The organism is Chryseobacterium sp. 'Rf worker isolate 10', assembly GCF_050753305.1.
Lineage (GTDB): Bacteria > Bacteroidota > Bacteroidia > Flavobacteriales > Weeksellaceae > Chryseobacterium.
On record NZ_JBOZOF010000002.1, the window covers coordinates 472,274 to 486,393 of the forward strand.

General features: G+C 36.1%; 17 protein-coding genes. 5 read left to right on the plus strand and 12 right to left on the minus strand.

Annotated features, from left to right (window positions below; genetic code table 11):
- Entirely contained in the window at positions 1-1,758 is a 1,758-nt protein-coding gene (sppA, locus tag LKL37_RS12110; RefSeq protein ID WP_431610826.1) for a signal peptide peptidase SppA, read from the plus strand.
- Positions 1,759-1,834: 76 nt separating this feature from the next.
- On the opposite strand, the gene LKL37_RS12115 is transcribed toward sppA, so the two are convergent.
- From LKL37_RS12115 to rpmB, 6 genes are all read right to left on the minus strand, one after another.
- Entirely contained in the window at positions 1,835-2,095 is a 261-nt protein-coding gene (locus LKL37_RS12115; RefSeq protein WP_431610828.1) for a GlsB/YeaQ/YmgE family stress response membrane protein, read from the minus strand.
- A gap of 71 nt (positions 2,096-2,166) precedes the next feature.
- The gene (ftsY, locus tag LKL37_RS12120) at positions 2,167-3,120 is read right to left on the minus strand and encodes a signal recognition particle-docking protein FtsY (protein WP_431610829.1); all 954 of its coding nucleotides are present in this window, start codon (positions 3,118-3,120) and stop codon (positions 2,167-2,169) included.
- Between the two features lie 15 nt (positions 3,121-3,135).
- Entirely contained in the window at positions 3,136-3,603 is a 468-nt protein-coding gene (locus tag LKL37_RS12125; RefSeq protein ID WP_431610830.1) for a RidA family protein, read from the minus strand.
- 89 nt (positions 3,604-3,692) lie between these two features.
- Entirely contained in the window at positions 3,693-3,845 is a 153-nt protein-coding gene (locus LKL37_RS12130) for a DUF4295 domain-containing protein (RefSeq protein ID WP_073175385.1), read from the minus strand.
- 20 nt (positions 3,846-3,865) lie between these two features.
- Entirely contained in the window at positions 3,866-4,048 is a 183-nt protein-coding gene (rpmG, locus tag LKL37_RS12135) for a 50S ribosomal protein L33 (protein WP_027373683.1), read from the minus strand.
- Positions 4,049-4,054: 6 nt separating this feature from the next.
- Positions 4,055-4,297, minus strand: a complete 243-nt coding sequence (gene rpmB / locus LKL37_RS12140; RefSeq protein WP_002976757.1) for a 50S ribosomal protein L28 — start codon at positions 4,295-4,297, stop codon at positions 4,055-4,057.
- Positions 4,298-4,540: 243 nt separating this feature from the next.
- On the opposite strand from rpmB, the gene LKL37_RS12145 reads away from it, so the two are divergent.
- Positions 4,541-6,250, plus strand: a complete 1,710-nt coding sequence (locus LKL37_RS12145; RefSeq protein WP_431610831.1) for a T9SS type A sorting domain-containing protein — start codon at positions 4,541-4,543, stop codon at positions 6,248-6,250.
- A 201-nt stretch (positions 6,251-6,451) separates the two neighbouring features.
- On the opposite strand, the gene lnt is transcribed toward LKL37_RS12145, so the two are convergent.
- Positions 6,452-8,086 (minus strand): apolipoprotein N-acyltransferase, encoded by a 1,635-nt coding sequence (gene lnt / locus LKL37_RS12150; RefSeq protein WP_431610832.1) that lies wholly within the window; start codon positions 8,084-8,086, stop codon positions 6,452-6,454.
- Between the two features lie 70 nt (positions 8,087-8,156).
- Positions 8,157-8,498 (minus strand): winged helix-turn-helix transcriptional regulator, encoded by a 342-nt coding sequence (locus LKL37_RS12155; protein WP_431610833.1) that lies wholly within the window; start codon positions 8,496-8,498, stop codon positions 8,157-8,159.
- A gap of 94 nt (positions 8,499-8,592) precedes the next feature.
- On the opposite strand from LKL37_RS12155, the gene LKL37_RS12160 reads away from it, so the two are divergent.
- The 3 genes from LKL37_RS12160 to LKL37_RS12170 all read left to right on the plus strand — a co-directional run bounded on the left by LKL37_RS12160 (position 8,593) and on the right by LKL37_RS12170 (position 10,087).
- Entirely contained in the window at positions 8,593-8,961 is a 369-nt protein-coding gene (locus LKL37_RS12160) for a nuclear transport factor 2 family protein (RefSeq protein WP_431610834.1), read from the plus strand.
- 23 nt (positions 8,962-8,984) lie between these two features.
- On the plus strand, positions 8,985-9,548 hold the full coding sequence (locus LKL37_RS12165) for a hypothetical protein (RefSeq protein WP_431610836.1): 564 nt from the start codon (positions 8,985-8,987) through the stop codon (positions 9,546-9,548).
- Positions 9,549-9,664: 116 nt separating this feature from the next.
- Positions 9,665-10,087: a VanZ family protein gene (locus LKL37_RS12170; protein ID WP_431610837.1), complete on the plus strand. Its 423-nt coding sequence runs from the start codon at positions 9,665-9,667 to the stop codon at positions 10,085-10,087.
- Here the strand turns inward: LKL37_RS12170 and proC are convergent.
- The 4 genes from proC to LKL37_RS12190 form a co-directional block, all read right to left on the minus strand.
- Complete coding sequence (proC, locus tag LKL37_RS12175) at positions 10,068-10,871, minus strand: pyrroline-5-carboxylate reductase (protein WP_431610838.1); 804 nt, start codon at positions 10,869-10,871, stop codon at positions 10,068-10,070. The genes LKL37_RS12170 and proC overlap by 20 nt on opposite strands.
- Positions 10,872-11,252: 381 nt before the next feature.
- Entirely contained in the window at positions 11,253-12,266 is a 1,014-nt protein-coding gene (gene murB / locus LKL37_RS12180) for a UDP-N-acetylmuramate dehydrogenase (protein ID WP_431610840.1), read from the minus strand.
- 3 nt (positions 12,267-12,269) lie between these two features.
- On the minus strand, positions 12,270-12,755 hold the full coding sequence (locus LKL37_RS12185; RefSeq protein ID WP_431610841.1) for a hypothetical protein: 486 nt from the start codon (positions 12,753-12,755) through the stop codon (positions 12,270-12,272).
- 10 nt (positions 12,756-12,765) lie between these two features.
- Positions 12,766-13,971 (minus strand): pyridoxal phosphate-dependent aminotransferase, encoded by a 1,206-nt coding sequence (locus tag LKL37_RS12190; protein ID WP_105701883.1) that lies wholly within the window; start codon positions 13,969-13,971, stop codon positions 12,766-12,768.
- Between the last annotated feature and the right edge of the window lie 149 nt (positions 13,972-14,120).

The following is a 14,120-nucleotide window of genomic DNA, read 5'->3' on the forward strand; positions in this document are numbered from 1 at the left end:
ATGAGAAGTTTCTTTAAAAATGTTTTGGCAAATATAGTAGCAATTGTCATACTTTGCGCTTTATTTTTCATCTTTTTCATTGTGATGCTTGTGTTCAGTTCTATGGGAAGTGATAAGTCGGCAGCGGTGAAAAAGAACTCGGTTCTTACGATTAATTTAAAGACAAATATAATTGACAGTCCTACTGAAGAGCAGATGGGATTGTTCGGTATAGGTGCCCAAAATAAAAGTGTTCTTTTATATGATGCATTGGAAGCTATTAATAAAGCTAAAACCGATGATAATATTAAAGGAATCAGTATCGAAGCAGATGATTTGAATGCAGGTCTTACTCAGATTGATGATATCAGAAATGCTATTGAAGATTTTAAGAAAAGTGGAAAGTTTGTATATGCTTACGGTAACGGAGTTTCACAATCTGCTTATTATTTAGGATCTGTAGCTGATAAATATTATCTGCATCCGGCAGGAGGAATTGAATTGAAAGGTCTATCTACAGAGGTAACCTTCTTTAAAGATTTTGCTGATAAATATGGTATTGGGATTGAAGTGATCCGTCATGGGAAATTTAAATCTGCCGTAGAACCTTTTCTACGAAATGATATTTCTCCGGAGAATAAGGAACAATTAAGCACTCTTTTGAATGATCTTTGGAAAAACACATCCAATAAAATGGCTGCTTCAAGAAAAATTGATACGGCTCAGTTCAGAACAATTACAGATAGTTTATATGGAATGATTCCTGAACAAAGCTTAAAATATAAACTTGCGGATAAGCTTATTCAGAAATCAGAGTATGAAGATCTTCTTAAGACAAAACTGAATGTAAAGGATAAAGAAAAGCTGAACAAGATTTCTTTGGCGAGCTATATCAGTTCTTATGCTGATGAAGATAAGTCAGGTGAAAAAATTGCCGTATTGTATGCTTCAGGATCTATCAACAACGGAGATGAGTATAATGATATTCATTCTGAGAAATATGTGAAATATATCAAAAAACTTCAGGAAGATGATAAAGTGAAAGCTGTCGTTTTCAGAATCAACTCTCCGGGAGGAAGTGCTAATGCTTCTGATGAGATTTTATTTGAATTGCAGCAGCTGAAAAAGAAAAAGCCATTGGTAGTTTCTTTTGGTGACTATGCAGCTTCAGGAGGATATTATGTAGCGATGGCAGCGGATAAGATTTATTCAGAACCTAATACACTTACCGGTTCTATCGGGGTATTTGGGGTGATGCCTTACTATAAAGATATTGCAAGCAAAAACGGAATCCGTGCGGATATTGTTGCTACCAATGCCAATTCTATGTATTATTCCGGATTAAACGGAGTAACACCTTATGGAGTAAATATGATGACGAGAAGTGTAGAAGGTACTTATAAAAGATTTGTACATTTTGTGACTCAGAACAGAAAGAAAACTTTTGAGCAGATTGACAATGTAGGCGGAGGTAGAGTATGGAGTGGTGTTCGTGCTAAAGAAATTGGTCTGGTAGATGAACTTGGTACTTTGAATGATGCGGTGAAGTTTGCAGCACAGAAAGCTGGATTAAAATCTTACCAGATAGATGATTTCCCTAAGAGAATGTCACCATTCGAACAAATCTTTAAAGATCTGAATGAAGAAGAGGTTTCTGCGAGAATTATCAAGAACAAGATTGGTAAATCCAACTATGAGATTCTGCAGCAGATTACAGATAAAAAATTACAGTCTGAGGTGAAAATGGAAATGCCATATCAGATTAGAATCAACAACTAACTAAATTTTATATTGTATACAAAAATCCCGGATCTGAAATTTCAGATCCGGGATTTTATTTTTTATAAGCGTATTATCAGCTTTTTCTGGTGGCCATTCCGTAAATCCAGAGAATGAGTAAAGCTCCTCCGATTGAAAGAATCCAGCTTCTCGGATTCCAGAAGGAAGTGACATCTCCCCAATGTAGAACGTAAACTCCTATAGCTCCTCCTACAAATGCTCCCAAAATTCCAAGGATAATAGTGATTAGCCATCCTCCTCCCTGAGTTCCGGGCATGATCATTTTAGCAATTGCACCTGCAATAAGACCGAATAAGATCCATGTTATAATTCCCATAGTTGCAAATTTTTTTATTGTTAATATTTAAAATGAATTGTTTGCTAATATAAGGGAAAGCATGATATAAATCATCTTTTCTTGAAGAATGAGTCTACAAATTCCGTACCATTAAAAAGTTGCAAATCCTGCATTTTTTCACCTACACCAATATATTTTACCGGAATTTGGAACTGATCTGAGATGCCGATTACAACACCTCCTTTTGCGGTTCCATCCAGTTTTGTTACTGCTAAAGCATTTACTTCCGTTGCTGCTGTAAACTGTTTTGCCTGTTCGAATGCATTCTGACCGGTAGAGCCGTCAAGAACCAAAAGAATCTCATGAGGGGCATCAGGAATAACCTTTTGCATTACTCTTTTGATCTTGGAAAGTTCATTCATCAGGTTGATTTTATTATGAAGTCTCCCTGCTGTATCAATGATGACAACATCTGCATTTTGTGCAACAGCACTTTGCACGGTATCAAATGCTACGGAGGCAGGATCTGATCCCATTTCCTGTTTTACAATGGGAACACCCACTCTTTCGCTCCAGATGACAAGCTGGTCTACTGCAGCGGCTCTGAAGGTATCTGCAGCTCCAAGAACTACTTTTCTACCTTCTGATTTGAACTGGTGAGCCAGCTTTCCGATGGTAGTTGTTTTTCCGACCCCGTTTACTCCTACTACCATGATGACATAGGGCTTTTTGGAAGTGTCAATATTTCCTGTACCGGCATGAGGATTTTCAAGCAGTAGTCCTGAAATCTCATCACGAAGAATTTGATCCAGTTCGTTTACTCCTACATATTTGTCTCTGGCAACGCGTTCTTCAATTCTTTCAATGATTTTGATGGTAGTGGAGGCACCTACGTCAGATGCGATCAGTACTTCTTCAAGATCATCAAGTACTTCATCATCTACTTTGCTTTTGCCAACTACGGCTTTCGTCATTTTTTCAAAGAATCCCTGACTGGATTTTTCCAATCCTTTGTCTAAGGTTTCTTTTTCTTCCTTTTTGAAAATATTTTTAAACCAACTCATAGTTTTAGTTTATTCTTATTTATTTTTAATCACTGCTGTGACTTCTACTTCTATAAATACATCGTCTCTGAAAAGCCTGCTCACTTCCACAAGGGTGCTTACAGGAGGGCTCTGAAGGTTGACATACAAATCCCTTACTTTTCTGAAATCAGGTGTTTTTTTGATGTCTGTGGTAAAGATTCCCAGTTTGATAATATCTTTTCCTGTTCCTCCATATTCTTTCAGGATACTTTCAATGTTTTTGAAAACCTGATGCGTCTGTTCCTCTATAGTATTTCCCACAAGATTACCTTCCGGGTCCAGAGGTACCTGTCCGGATAGTAAAATCATTTTGGAACTGCCACAGTCAATACTTACTGATTGTGACAGGCCTTTTATGTTGAAAACTTTTGGCGAACTTTTATATTCTACAGGATTCATAGTTTTCTGACTGAATGAAAATAGAAAAGTTGCTGTGCAGGCCAGAACAAGTATCTTTTTCATACTTTACTGATTAATAATCTGGTGCACAAAGATAACAAAAAAACTACCCAAAATATGAGTAGTTTTTTATATTGTAAACAAAGTACTGATTATTTTTTCAAATAACCGTCTACTTCGTCAGCATTCATTACTTTTTCTTCGAAAACGTAAGCTCCTGATTTAGAAGACTTAATCATTTTCACCACTTTCGTCATTTTCTTAGACTGACCGCTTTGTAGGGTTGCTACTACTTTCTTTGCCATGGTAAGTTATTATTTATAAATTACTTAATTTCTTTGTGAAGGGTAGATCTCTTAAGAACAGGATTGTATTTTTTCAATTCCAATCTCTCTGTAGTGTTCTTTTTATTTTTTGTAGAAATGTATCTAGACATTCCTGGCATACCACTTTCTTTGTGCTCTGTGCATTCAAGGATTACTTGAACTCTATTTCCTTTTTTTGCCATGATTTATTAATTCTTTTTAATCAATCCGTTTCTAGTAGCTCTTTCAATAGCTTCCTCGATTCCAATCTTGTTAATCACTCTCAATCCATGAGCTGATACTTTCAGTGTAACGTGCTTATCTTGCTCCGGAAGGTAAAACTTCTTCTCTAATAAGTTAATTTCAAAACGACGCTTCGTTTTGTTATTAGCGTGAGAAACGTTGTTACCAACCATTGCACGCTTTCCTGTTATTTGGCAAATTCTTGACATATCTCGATGTTCTTATTTGTATAATATTTGAGAGTGCAAAATAACGAAGAATTTTTTAGATAGACAAATCTTTTGGAAAATATTTGTAAATAAGTAGCTGATTAATAATATTGAATTTTTAAAATAGTAGAATCCTTGGGATACAGCAGATAATGGGTGCTGATATATTTCATACAGGCTTTTTTTTAAGCTCAGAATTTAATATTCTATCTTTGTTTTTAATTAATCTAAATAAAAACAACTATGAGGAGGATTTATATTTTATTGTCTATGTTACCTGTCAGCATCATGGCTCAGAGCTTTACTGAGATCCAGACCGGCATGAATAATTTTTATTATTCTGCAGCTGATATTGCAGATATGGACAACAACGGAACAATGGATATTGTGCTGAACGGAGCGATTGATTCTGATGGTGATGGAAACGTAGACAGTACTCATAATGAAGTCTATAAAAATAATGGAACAACATTATTGCCGTATGCAGGATTGGGAGCAGATGTGACGCATCTTGGCGATATTAGGTTCATTGATTATAATAATGATGGGCTGATGGATATTGTTTCTACCGGGCTTAGCTACATGGATGTCGTTAATTATAAACACTATCGGTTTAGAAATACGGGAACAGGGTTTGTAAAAGAGGATGAACTTCCCGGCAAAATTTATGGATCTATAGAAGTTTTTGATTTTAATCATGATGGAAAACCTGATTATGCCATCAATGGAACTCAGTATGCGCATGGCGGAGGTTTCAGAAATACATTGGATTATTATAAGAATACAGGTGCTGGTTTTGATATGACGGAAAACTGGGCAGATGGTACTCAGAGCGGAAGTTTTAAAATGGTAGATCTGAATAATGATAACCTTTTGGATCTTGTGATTATAGGATCAGACATCAATGGTACTCCAGTATCTAAAGTATATATGAATCAGGCAGGAGTTTTAACTCCTACGCAGGATCTTGCTCCGGTTGGAGTAGGGAAAATAGATTTTGCAGACTTTAATGCGGATGGATTTCAGGATATTGTTATTGTTGGAAGGGATGGAAATGACGACGGATATTTTGCCGTTCTTATGAATGACGGTACAGGTAATTTGGCTCCTCAAATGATTACAGGAACTGATATTTCTGATGTTTCATTAAACGTTGGTGATCTGAATAATGACGGTTATTATGACTTTATTATTTCAGGGAATGAAAATTACAATGCGGTAGTGAAAACTTATATTTATGATGCTGCCAATAATAAATTTAATGAAGGAACAATAACAGGCATTACTGACCTGGGTGGTCCGGGAATGGTGCATCTTTTTGATTTTAATAATGATCATCATCTGGATATCTTACTGGGTGGATTTGATTGGGCTGCTTCCGATCTGCCTTCGCTGACGAAAGTATTTAAAAATAATTCTACAGCAGTGAATGCTAAACCTACTGCACCCACTCAGCTGAACATGACGAAAAACGGAAACAGGTTCAATTTTACATGGAGTGGTGCTTCGGATGATAAAACTCCGGAGAATGCGTTACGCTATGAAATTACAGTAGGATCTACACAGGGAGCTCATGATATTGCTAAATATGTAGTGACAACACCATCATGGTTTCTGGAGCTTGATCCGGCTATTCAGAATGTGTACTGGAGTGTAAAATCTATTGATGCTTCAAAAGTATATTCTGATGCTTCCACACAAAGTACGTTGGGGACGGCAGAAATTAAATCTGATAAACAGCTTGTCATTTATCCGAATCCGGTATCCGATAAGGTATACATCAAAGGAGATAAAGTTTCGGAAGCCGAAATGTATTCTATGGATGGAAAAAAATTGAATATCAGTGTAAATGGAGATCAGTCTATTGATGTTTCTCATTTACCGAAAGGAGTATATTTATTAAAACTGAAGATAAAAAGCGAAATAACCACAAGAAAACTTACGATTAAGTAATTGAATCAATTCTATCTTCTATCAATGAGAAAAGCCAGACGTCCAGCTGGCTTTTCTCTTTTTTTGCGGTAAATATTTTACATATTTAAGTTAAAGTAAAACTTCATAAAATAAAAATCTGCGTAATCAAGGCTTGCAAATCTTGCCGATTACGCAGATTTTGTGTTTTTCATGCGGAATTTGTGCAATTTGTGTTTAAGACTAAGCTTTCTTCGTTTTCTTTTTAAACCATTCAATCAAAAAATAAAATAATAGAAACCCTAGTGCAAATATGGAGAACCTTGAAAGTATATCTCCTGCTCTGGTATAGAATGTCATGGTATCATATAGATTCACTTTCGCAAATAAAGCTGTTTGATCTCCATAAAAAGTATCAGCAGTCACTTCTCCCTTCGCATTGATGTGCGCTGAAATTCCACTGTTGGCAGCACGGGCGATTTCCCTTCTGGTTTCAATAGCTCTTAGTTTAGCATAAGATAAAAGCTGTTTATGTCCTTCTGTAACACCCCACCAGGAGTCATTGGTCATAATGCCTAAGAAATTAGCTCCTTTTTTCACATAGTCTGTTACAAACTCACCATAAATGCTTTCATAGCAGATGATAGGTGCTAGTTTACCTTTATTATAAGGATTTGAAAAAGCAACTCTTTCTTTATCTGTTCCCAAAGACGCCACAGTACCTCCGAGATTGAGCATAGCATCTCCTAAAAGTGGTTTTAAAACATTCATATAAGGGAATATTTCAACACCTGGTACGAGTTTTCCTTTGTGGTAAGCCTGAACTTTTTGATTAGGAACCAATTGAATGGCTGTATTGTAACTGCTCACCCAAACACCGTTGTTGATCTGGTAAGCTTCTTTGGGTAAGTCCGCAGGATTATAAAAGAAACGGTGTGAAGAAATTCCTGTTGCAAAAACAGATCCCGGATGTTGGGATAAAAATCCTTTGATGTTATTTAAAAGTAAACTCTTTTCAAAAGCTGTTTCAGAAATAGAACCTCTACCCGGAAGTGCCGTTTCCGGAGCGATATAATAATCAATTTTGCCTGTTGAGTTTTTTTCAGCAAGAGCCAGTAAATCCCGTTCTATGGTCAGGCTGTCTTTCGAATACTTTTCTGCATAAGGGTCAAGGTCCGGCTGCAGCATCAGAACGTTTACCTGTCCGGTTGGTTTTTCATCAAAGTTATTGTATTTGACTACCGAAATAATCATTGGCAAAACAATTAAAGCCCCTGCAATAGCAGAATTTTTGATCAGATCTTTTCTTTTTCTTCCGGCTTCCCAGGTTCTTACTGTGTAGAATATGAAAACATTAATGAGGAGAATCCAAAAACTTCCTCCGGTTGCTCCCAGTGTATCATACCATTGAATCAGCTTGGGGTAGTCTGAGAATACATTTCCAAGGTTTAGCCATGGCCATGTCAATTCCCATCCCAAATGAAATTTTTCAAAACTCATCCAGATGGCGATCAGAAATCCAAGTCCCCAATACGTTCCCTGTGCATTTTTATACCAGTGATAACATTGGAATACTAAAGAGTATAAAAGAGAATTTACCAGCACCGGAAATACAACAGCCATCAGAGAGTGGCTTCCGTCCGGATTCTTTGAACCATACAGCCATCCTGTAGTGACTACATTCCAGATCACAAAGCATACATATGACAATCCGAAGACCACCCAGCTTTTTCTTTTATAATCCGAAAATTTTGAAACTCCATGTTCCATCATCAAAAGTGGAACAAGGGCAAAAAATATAAAAAACGGAACTCCGTAAGTTGGCCATGAAACCGACAGCAGCATTGCTGAAATAAGGGTAAGTAATACGTATTTCATTGAGATAAAATATAATGCAAAAATAAGACTTGTAAAAAGAAACTCAAAGCCAAAAGAAATTATTAAAAAATTAATTTTTTAAGGCCATATCTTTAATTCCCCAATCCTGAATAGTCATCAGTATTGGCATGAATGTTTTGCCATAGTCCGTGAGTTTATATTCTACTCTGGGAGGGATTTCGGCATAGATGGTTCTTTCAATAATCTGGTCTTCTTCCATTTCTCTGAGCTGGTTTACAAGCATTTGCTTACTGATCATAGGAATGGCTTTCTGAAGCATGCTGAAACGGTTTACGTTCATACTTATTCCATACATAATTACCGTTTTCCATTTACCGCCTACTTTATTATAGAAATGAGTCACCGGGCAATTATTGGGATTGAAATCTTTAGTTTTTCTTTTATTTTCCATTGGTCTAAAAAAATGTACTATAAATAATAATTGAGACTAGTATTAATAAACATGACAAAGGTAATAACTTCGCAGCTATAAAAAATAACAAAATATGAATAATAAAGAATTAGTATTAAAAGCAATTAGCGCTGTATTTATTGATCGGGATATTACAGCATTTGACCAATATTTCGGAGAGCATTATACTCAGCATAATCCTGCAATTCCCAACGGTACTGATGCTTTGAAGCAGCTTTTACCATTGTTACCGGCAGATTTTGGGTATGAACCGGGTGTTATTACAGAAAATGGAAATATTGTTATGATCCATGGACGTTACACGAACTGGAATGGAAAGAATATGATTGCAGTAGATATTTTCAGAGTGGATAATGGAAAAATCGTGGAACACTGGGATGTACTGCAGGAAGAAGTAACAGCAGAAAATTCAGCGAATGGAAATTCAATGTTTCCCATATAATTCACTTAAAAATAAGAAACAATATGATGGAACAGATAAGAAATAATGCTTTGGGAGAATGGGAGAGTATTTCAACGGAAATCCGTCCCAGTTCGTTAAAAAATGAAGACGGAAGTTTAAAACCTTTTTATTTGAAAAGATCATTTTCATTGCTTCCGGAAGATCATTTTAAGCTGGAAATAATTAATTATGCAGACCCTTACGGAGAAATCCCTCTGGCTAAACTTGCTCTTGAAGGACATGCAGAATGGAAGGGAGATCATCCCATTGCTGAAGGAGCACAGAAAGTAGATTTTACAGCTGATGTAGCGTATGAAGTAACGCCATTAATTCAAAATTTCACAGATGTTTTAAATAGCTTGGCAAAAGATCATTTTGAAACCTGGGAAACCGGAAAATCTCAAAGTATATTGAGAAAAAAGTTTCTTCCGTTCGGATTGAGCGAAGGACAGGTTTTTAAAGAATATGATCTGATTTATATTTTTAATGATATGATGTTCTGGGGAGCAAGAAATATTGATGGAAGAGGTTTTGATACAGAAGCAAACCGGCCGACAAATCTGCAGATTCCAATGAAAAGGAAATAGGCATAATAGAATGTAAAAGAGAGCATAATCGCTCTCTTTTTTTGTATTGATAAATTTTAAAAATCTGTTTTAAAGGATATTGATTATTTTTTTGAAATGAATATCTTAGCGGTGCAATGTTGAAAAAAATATATAAAATCCTTATCGTACCGTATACGCTGTTTTTGCTCTATCTGATGTTTTTAGGGATGGGCAGATTCCAGTATGAAGATAATCTGATTACGGTAGAACCCATACTTTCCACCATTAAATATATCCAGGGAGTCAGATACTGGAGAGAAACTGTAACGGTGGTTCTCGGAAATGTTGTGATGTTTATTCCATTTGGTTTTTTGGGCTGGGTTTTTCCGAAACTTAGAGATTTAAAACCGTTACTTATTAATTTTATTGCTGCAATTATTATTGTGGAAGCTCTTCAATACTTTACAAGATTGGGAATATTTGAAGTAGATGATATCATCCTGAATACTTTTGGAGTGTATTTAGGCTGGCTGCTTTGCAGGTTTATGGAAAAGAATTTTAGTTATTTAGTTCTTTAGCACGTTTTTCGGCATTCAGAATTCCCTGTTTCAGAATATCTTTGAAGCTGTTTTCTTCAAATGTTTTTAAAGCTGCTTCGGTAGTTCCACCTTTAGATGCAACATCTTTAATCAGTTCTTCAAGATTTTTTTCTGAGTTATTGATCAGATGATAGGCTCCCAGCATGGTTTGTTTTACAAAAAGCTTGGAAAGGTTTTCTTCAATTCCCATTTCAATTCCGGCCTTAATCATTGCGTCAATGATATAATAGAAATAAGCAGGGCCACTTCCTGAAAGTGCCGTAACTCCATCCAGAAGCTCTTCTTCCTCCAAATATACTGATCTTCCGGTGCTGTTCAGTAATCGTTCTATATTGATTAACTGACTGAAGGAAATTCCGTCTGCAGCAGTATATCCCGTAATTCCCATTCCCAGAAGAGTAGGAGAATTTGGCATTGCTCTTACAACGAGTGGGTGATTTAATAGTTTTTGAATTTTCTCAATATTAATTCCCGCCATGATGGATAGTACCATCTGGTTTTCTTTTAATGTAAACTGAATATTTTGAGCTACTGCATGAAAATCCTGGGGTTTTACAGCAATGATGATCAAATCAGCATCGAGCTCTTTGACTTCTTCAAAGGTGGAAATTTTAGATTTGGGGAATTCTTCAGCTATTTTGGAGATTTTTTCCTGATTTCTGATAATAAGATGCAGATTTTCAGGTTTGATCAGTTCGTATTTCAAAAAAGATTTTGAGAAAGAAAGCCCCATATTTCCGGCTCCAAGAATAGCTATTTTCATCTCGAATTGTAATTTTTAGCTAAAATAATGATTTTTTTGATGATGTATCGCTATAGAGTAAGTGGAAATATTATTAGAAAACGCAAGGGCGCAAAGTTTTTGAATAACAGTTAGTTTTTAAGACGCGAGAAAATCGAAGATTTTCAGCAAGCATGAAATAAAAAAAACAGAGTCCTAAAGATCTGGGTCATCTGTGAAATCTATGCGAGATTACCTTATTAAAAAATATACGGAACTCAATTTTATTGGAGATAAAATCCCTGCGACCTAAAATAATAACAAAGAAAATTAAAGATCCTTGCGTCTTCGCGTTTACCCAACACTTCCAGAAAATAAGTAATAAAAAAAGACTGAAATCATATGAATCAGCCTTTTATATTTTTAAATAATATTTACTTCCCTTTCAAGCTCAATCCCGAATTTTTCTTTCACAGAATTAATAATTTCAGTGGAAAAATCGAAAATTTCTTTTCCGGTAGCATTTCCTGTTGCATTAATGATCACCAGTGACTGTAACTTATGGGAAGCGGCATTTCCGATTTGCTTTCCTTTCCATCCACACTGTTCAATAAGCCATCCTGCAGGAACTTTTACCATATTCCCGTTTGGATAACCCTGTATATTTTCGAACTTTTGTTTTAAAGCTTCAAACTGCACTAAAGGAATGGTAGGGTTTTTGAAAAAGCTTCCGGCATTTCCGATTTCTTTAGGATCCGGCAGTTTGCTTTGACGGATATTGATTACAGCTTTAGAAACATCCTGAATGGTGGGATTTTTTATTCCTAAGTTTTCCAGCTCAGATTGTATGGCTCCATATTCCGTTTTGATATGGTGGTCTTTTTGGGTAAGCTTAAAAGTGACTTCAAGAATAACATATCTGCCTTTTCCTTCCTGCTTGAAAATAGAATCTCTATATCCGAATCTGCATTGTTCAAGATTGAATGTTTCAACTTCGAAGTTTTCAAGATCCAATACTTTGCAGCTGACAAAAATATCTTTGATCTCCGTTCCATAAGCTCCAATATTCTGCATAGGAGAAGTTCCTACATTTCCGGGGATTAAAGAAAGATTTTCCAGTCCGCCGAAATTTTTCTGCAGGCAGTAGATTACAAATTCATGCCAGTTTTCACCAGCTTTTGCGGTTATCAATACTTCATTTTCATTGATGCTCTGTTCGGAAATACCTTTTAAATTAAGTTTGATGGCAAGGCCGTCAAAATCTTTGGTCAAAAGAATGTTGCTTCCACCTCCCAAAAACAGAAGCTGAAGAGAGTGGGCCTTCGAAAAAGTGATAGCCTCTTTTAATTCATCAACATTATTAACATCAGTAAAATAATGAGCATTGGCTTCAACTCCGAATGTGTTATAAGGCTTTAATGAAAAATTTTCTTGCATGTTTTATTTGTATTCTTTGGGAAGAATTTTGTCTAGTTGTTCTTTAAATTGTTGTAACTGCTTGTAATGTAAAGTATCTGCATAAGCATTCACGTAGATATGCGACTTTTTTGGAGTCCGGATCTGAAATGTTTCATCCATTCCGTCCACAGACTGTCGGCTGTGAGAACTTTTTATATGATCGAGATCTGCAATGTTGACCGATGATATAAGTTGTTTCCAGGTATCTGTACTGATGGCCGATGCCCACGCTTTGTGGGTTTGATTAGCTGTCATTCCTTTTTCTGCAAAAACAGAGTCTTTTGTGGCTTTAATGATCCTGTAGCTGCCGAGAGTTCCACCAATATCTGATACACTGATAAAGGTGATCTCGTTAGGATTTTTATGAGTGTCGGCTTTTTCCGCTTTTTTTGAATCACAGGAAAAAAATGCCGACAGCAAAAGAATCGAAAACAGCATTTTCAGATGTGTGATTTTTGTTGTCGGCATAGTGTATGTTTTACAGGCTGAATTCTTCTCTATATTTCTTTAGAGCTTCCTTAAGGATTTCAGCACTTCTTTTTAAATCTTCTTCTTTCAGAACGTAGGCAATTCTTACCTGTTTCTTCCCTAATTCCGGATTACTGTAGAATCCTCCTGCAGGAGCTACCATGATCGTCTCATTGTTTAGAGCATATTTCTCAAGCAGCCATTGTGCGAATTTTTCAGTATCATCTACCGGAAGCTCAGCCACACAGTAGAAAGCACCTCTTGGCTTAGGGCAGATAACACCAGGAATGGCATTTAAAAGATCTACCAATACGTTTCTTCTGTGGGTATATTCTTCTCTTACCGCTCTGATATAAGGACCATCGTTCTGGTGTGCCGCTGTTGCTGCAATCTGTCCCAAAAGAACCGGGCTTAATCTTGCCTGTGCAAAAAGCATGGCAGCATTACGGATTTTGTTGGAACGGGTAACCATACATCCGATTCTTACCCCGCACATAGAATAACGTTTGGATTCAGAATCAATGATGATACAGTTTTCAGCTAATTCTGGGAAATCAAGCATTGAGATCTGCTGTTTTCCATCATATACATATTCTCTGTATACTTCATCAGAGATGATTACGATGTCATATTTTAAAGCAATTTCTGCAAGCTTTTGAAGCTCCTCACGGGTATACAGGTATCCTGTAGGGTTTCCTGGATTACAGATGATAATTGCTCTTGTTTTTTCTGTAATTTTTTTCTCAAATTCTTCCACAGGAGGCAATGCAAAACCTGTATCAATAGTAGAAGGTACAGCTACTACATTCACGTCAAATGTGCTGGTGAAGCCATTATAATTGGCATAGTAAGGCTCAGGAATAATCACTTCGTCCCCTTCATCACATAAAGTAGAGATCGCAAAGTTAAGGGCTTCAGAACCTCCATTGGTAACAATGAAATTATCAGGAGTAAGATCTGAAAAGCCTAAAGAATGATAGTATTCTGTAAGGGCTTTTCTATATTCTATATTCCCTTCAGAAAGCGCATATTCCAATACTTTTAAATCTATGTTTTTTAAAGCATTTAAAGCCGTTTCCGGAGTTTCAATATCAGGCTGTCCGATATTAAGGTGATATACTTTTATTCCTTTTTGTTTCGCTTGTAACGCAAAGGGAACCAGTTTTCTTACCGGCGATGGCGGCATATGCAGTGCTCTGTTTGAAATATTCGGCATTGTTCAAAAAATTTGTATGACAAAAATAGGATTTAATTTCTCAATAATAAAATTAAGGATGAATAAGAAGTAGTTCTATATTCTTTTGAAATTTCTATAATTTCATTTTTATAAATGATAATATCTGACTTGTATCTAAAATATTTTAC

What these genes read in the sequence shown, in the direction of transcription:
- sppA (WP_431610826.1), top strand. Translation starts at nt 1, where the DNA reads ATGAGAAGTTTCTTTAAAAATGTTTTGGCAAATATAGTAGCAATTGTC.
- LKL37_RS12115 (WP_431610828.1), bottom strand. Translation starts at nt 2,095, where the DNA reads ATGGGAATTATAACATGGATCTTATTCGGTCTTATTGCAGGTGCAATT.
- ftsY (WP_431610829.1), bottom strand. Translation starts at nt 3,120, where the DNA reads ATGAGTTGGTTTAAAAATATTTTCAAAAAGGAAGAAAAAGAAACCTTA.
- LKL37_RS12125 (WP_431610830.1), bottom strand. Translation starts at nt 3,603, where the DNA reads ATGAAAAAGATACTTGTTCTGGCCTGCACAGCAACTTTTCTATTTTCA.
- LKL37_RS12130 (WP_073175385.1), bottom strand. Translation starts at nt 3,845, where the DNA reads ATGGCAAAGAAAGTAGTAGCAACCCTACAAAGCGGTCAGTCTAAGAAA.
- rpmG (WP_027373683.1), bottom strand. Translation starts at nt 4,048, where the DNA reads ATGGCAAAAAAAGGAAATAGAGTTCAAGTAATCCTTGAATGCACAGAG.
- rpmB (WP_002976757.1), bottom strand. Translation starts at nt 4,297, where the DNA reads ATGTCAAGAATTTGCCAAATAACAGGAAAGCGTGCAATGGTTGGTAAC.
- LKL37_RS12145 (WP_431610831.1), top strand. Translation starts at nt 4,541, where the DNA reads ATGAGGAGGATTTATATTTTATTGTCTATGTTACCTGTCAGCATCATG.
- lnt (WP_431610832.1), bottom strand. Translation starts at nt 8,086, where the DNA reads ATGAAATACGTATTACTTACCCTTATTTCAGCAATGCTGCTGTCGGTT.
- LKL37_RS12155 (WP_431610833.1), bottom strand. Translation starts at nt 8,498, where the DNA reads ATGGAAAATAAAAGAAAAACTAAAGATTTCAATCCCAATAATTGCCCG.
- LKL37_RS12160 (WP_431610834.1), top strand. Translation starts at nt 8,593, where the DNA reads ATGAATAATAAAGAATTAGTATTAAAAGCAATTAGCGCTGTATTTATT.
- LKL37_RS12165 (WP_431610836.1), top strand. Translation starts at nt 8,985, where the DNA reads ATGATGGAACAGATAAGAAATAATGCTTTGGGAGAATGGGAGAGTATT.
- LKL37_RS12170 (WP_431610837.1), top strand. Translation starts at nt 9,665, where the DNA reads ATGTTGAAAAAAATATATAAAATCCTTATCGTACCGTATACGCTGTTT.
- proC (WP_431610838.1), bottom strand. Translation starts at nt 10,871, where the DNA reads ATGAAAATAGCTATTCTTGGAGCCGGAAATATGGGGCTTTCTTTCTCA.
- murB (WP_431610840.1), bottom strand. Translation starts at nt 12,266, where the DNA reads ATGCAAGAAAATTTTTCATTAAAGCCTTATAACACATTCGGAGTTGAA.
- LKL37_RS12185 (WP_431610841.1), bottom strand. Translation starts at nt 12,755, where the DNA reads ATGCCGACAACAAAAATCACACATCTGAAAATGCTGTTTTCGATTCTT.
- LKL37_RS12190 (WP_105701883.1), bottom strand. Translation starts at nt 13,971, where the DNA reads ATGCCGAATATTTCAAACAGAGCACTGCATATGCCGCCATCGCCGGTA.